Source organism: Bradyrhizobium sp. P2_E8 (genome assembly GCF_056403875.1).
The window spans coordinates 1-3,322 of record NZ_JBFUES010000839.1 but is presented as its reverse complement, the minus strand read 5'-3'; the positions used below and the strand labels follow the sequence as shown (position 1 = coordinate 3,322).

General features: G+C 61.8%; 3 protein-coding genes. All 3 read right to left on the bottom strand.

What is annotated here, in order from left to right; translation table 11 throughout:
• Positions 1-4: 4 nt before the first annotated feature.
• From AC1D00_RS32795 to AC1D00_RS32785, 3 genes are read right to left on the bottom strand one after another with little or no spacing between them, the layout of a single operon-like run.
• Positions 5-1,027: a hypothetical protein gene (locus tag AC1D00_RS32795; protein WP_477013523.1), complete on the bottom strand. Its 1,023-nt coding sequence runs from the start codon at positions 1,025-1,027 to the stop codon at positions 5-7.
• Positions 1,028-1,038: 11 nt separating this feature from the next.
• Positions 1,039-2,391 carry a DNA-packaging protein gene (locus tag AC1D00_RS32790; RefSeq protein WP_477013522.1) on the bottom strand — a complete coding sequence of 451 codons (1,353 nt, stop codon included), beginning with the start codon at positions 2,389-2,391 and terminating at the stop codon, positions 1,039-1,041.
• Positions 2,378-2,908 carry a hypothetical protein gene (locus AC1D00_RS32785; RefSeq protein ID WP_477013521.1) on the bottom strand — a complete coding sequence of 177 codons (531 nt, stop codon included), beginning with the start codon at positions 2,906-2,908 and terminating at the stop codon, positions 2,378-2,380. Before AC1D00_RS32785 ends, AC1D00_RS32790 begins: the two co-directional genes overlap by 14 nt.
• Between the last annotated feature and the right edge of the window lie 414 nt (positions 2,909-3,322).

Below are 3,322 nucleotides of genomic sequence, written 5' to 3'. Positions count from 1 at the left end.
GTCCTTAGGCTGCGCGACGATCCTGGTATGCTTCCAATGTGGGGTAAAAGATGCCGCGCTCGAGATCGTCCTCGGTAGCTGCGGCCCACGAGGTACCGCCTGGGGCATGCTTCAGAACCCGCACGACCTCAGCCATGCCCTCGTTGGAGCGCCTTAAGTACGGCGCATCGTGCGGGATCTCATAGATCTCGGCCAGCTCGTCGAACTGGCTCTGAAAAAGAGCCGTTCCGGGTGTCGGATCGAACGGCCGGTTTATGTCGCGGGGCTTCGGCATATTGGCCGCCCCTGTTTTCGGTGGAGAGCCCGGAAGGACGCCGAGATCTTTGCAGATCTCTTTTCGAGCGAGACCAACTACATTTTCTGCGGTCTGTAGCGCCAACTCCGCATCGCGCGTTTCATCTACGGCCGCGCCGTGGAGTCTCCGAAGCTCGCGATCAAGCAGCCATGCGTGATCCGACTCCATCACGCCAGACATCATTGGCGACATCTCAACGATGGCTTGCACCCATTCAGGCTCGAGGCCCTCTCTGTTTTTGCTGATGAACTGCCGTCGCTTGTCTTCGGACATGCCGGCAAGATGGCCACGAATCTCCAGGCGCCGCAGGTACGAAACAGCGTCCGTCTTATCGACCGCCGGCAGTGCGATCTTTGCGCGCGCTGCCGCGATTTCCAGACGAGCCTTTCGCACAGTTTCGCGGCCCCTATGCAAAGCCGGGATCGATTTTGCCAGCGCGTGCTGCCCGATTTCCTGGACGATACCGGCGTCCGTGAATTTTCCGGACTTCCTCGCCGTCGTCGCGAGATCCTCGAATTCGTCGAGCGTCGACAGTGCATCAACGTAGGCCCGCTCGAGTCTCGAACCCGGCGTTTTGGGCTGGAAGGCAAAACCCCACGCTGGAATGCGGACTGCGGTCGGACCCGTCGCACCGCGCCGAAGGGTGCCGCGACCGAGCAACCTGCCATTGAGGCTCGCGGGCTTGATTTCGTGGATCCAGTCTCCGTCCAAAATTTCGTTCATCGTTCGCATTCACATGCTCCTTATCTCGAAATAGCAAAGCCACCCGTCAGGGCGCCCTCCGTGATCCGTCCATCAAGCTTCGATTTGTTGCTCTGCGCGGCATGGGTGCCCCACACTCCGAAACCGGCCGCGGGCGTCTCGGGTTTCGTCATCAATTCGGTCAAAGCCCAAACCAGTGCGTCGGCACGGTCTGGCGAGCCGTCACCGGCAAAGCCCTCGCCAGTCATAGCGGCGAGTTGATCTTCCAGTTCCGTAAAACTGCCGACGTGGCGAACACGGCCTTGCTCGTACAGCGCGGCAATYGGCTCTGCGCGCTGAACCTTACCCCGGCTGGCCGTCACTTCTCGATAAGGAACGTTCGGATCCACGGTGCGGATGACGTGCTGCACCATTGCACCGCCGAAATTGCGTTCTGCAACGATCCGATCAGCCCTAAACTCACGGTAGGCAGCAACAGCCCTGGCACCCCATATCGCTGGCGATGCCTTGATGGTGCGATCGGAGAGGACATAGCCAAAGTCATCAACGCCAAAGCCCGCCACGACGATGCCGACACTATCGCCGCCGTCCCGGCCGTTGGTGCCGCTGGGGTCGATGGCGACGACCACGCGCTTCAGATCGGGAACGGAGCCCGTGAACCGCGCGCGCTCGAGCATGTCACGGGTCCACAAGGCGCCCGTGACATCGTCCAGGATCTCGGCGTTCAATTCCTGACGGCCGAGCCGCGTGCCCTCGTAGCGCTGACGTATCGCGGCCAGGAAGGTCGGCGCCAGATTTGCTTCGTTCTCGAAGGTTGAACCGCGCGTGACGACCACGTCGCGACCCTCACGGGCCAGAATCTCCTTCAACAGCTTGATCGGCCGCGGCGTCGTTGTGGCGAGCCAGCGCGGATGCCTGCCGAGCCGTAGCCCGAACATGAGCATGTCCCAGGTCGCCTGCGGGTCGTTCCAGGCGGCCAACTCATCAGCCCACGCGGCATCGTGCTCAGGACCACGAAGGCGGTCGGCTTCCTCGCTGGAGAATGTGGTTGCGATAGCACCATTCGGCCAAGTCAGCCTGCGTTTGGAGGGCTCGTATTGCGGTCGATTCCACGGTGGCGCCATGCGAAGCAGACCGCTTTGACCCTCGACCATCGTGTCCCGCGCATCGGCGGCCGTGGGTGCCACCAGCGCAATCCGGCCAGCAGCGGTAGTTTCAACCAGCTCGTTCACCCATCCGGCGCCGGTGAATGTTTTCCCGAAGCCTCTGCCCGACATCAGGAGCCAGCCGAGCCAGTCACCGGGCGGAGGCAACTGCGACGGACGCGCCTTCGTCCGCCAGCCGCCATCGGCCAGCGAGTCCGCCAGTCTTGAGGCAAGACTACGCAGCGACATGCTCGATCACCTTCGCAGGGAGAGTCATGGGCGCGTTTTCGTCGTCTAGGTCGCGCAATGCAGCCACCACCGACGCACGCGCGTCAGGGAACGGCGCAAGGGCGCGCAGCATCGTTGCCTGCATCTTCAGGAACGCTGGATGTTCGGCAAGGATTGCAATGTTGTTCGTGACGTTGATTGACTGGGCCATCGAGCCCAGTTCGCCTGTCACCCGCGCGATCGTCTCCAGGGTGGAGGTGAGTCGGCCGGCCACATACGCAGCACCGCGCCCATCGCCAGCCTCGGTCATTGCGGCTAGCTGGCCAGTCAACACGGTGCGGATCATGCGCAGGTGATCGAGAACCGAGTCACCCTCGGCCGCTGCCTTCTCAGCCAATTCGGCAAGCTGTGCCGGGCCACAGAGATAGGAGGCCTTCATCTCGGCGGTGACGTGATTGTGCCAATGCCGGTGGATGGCATCGCGCTCTAGGCTGAATTTCTCAGCAAGACTGTCGAGGGAGGCGCCGCCAGCCCGCAACAGCTCAACGCGCCAACGCTCAGGGTGGCGACAGACCTGGCAGCGGGGAGAGTGTGGTCGGCTCATGGTTGCGTAGCTTCCAGTACATCCGTGGAAGCCCGCTGCCTTTCGGCCCATGAGCACATCGAGCGAACTCGATGCAGTAAACATACGCGATAAACCGTCGCGAACAAAGCGCCGCGATTACCAACGTCTACAATCCATGCAACACGGCCGCAACACGGCCCGCAAGCCGTTGAGATGACTCGCCGATTTCATGACGCACGGATACATAATCCGATGTTCAACGGATTGGTTGCCGAAGCAACGATCGTTGCGGGGCATCGCGAGGGCCGGGCCGGGTGGGCCGCAGATGTGTCGGGTTTATTTTCATCAAAGTGTAGACGGGACATTTGGGACGTGACGGGACATTGC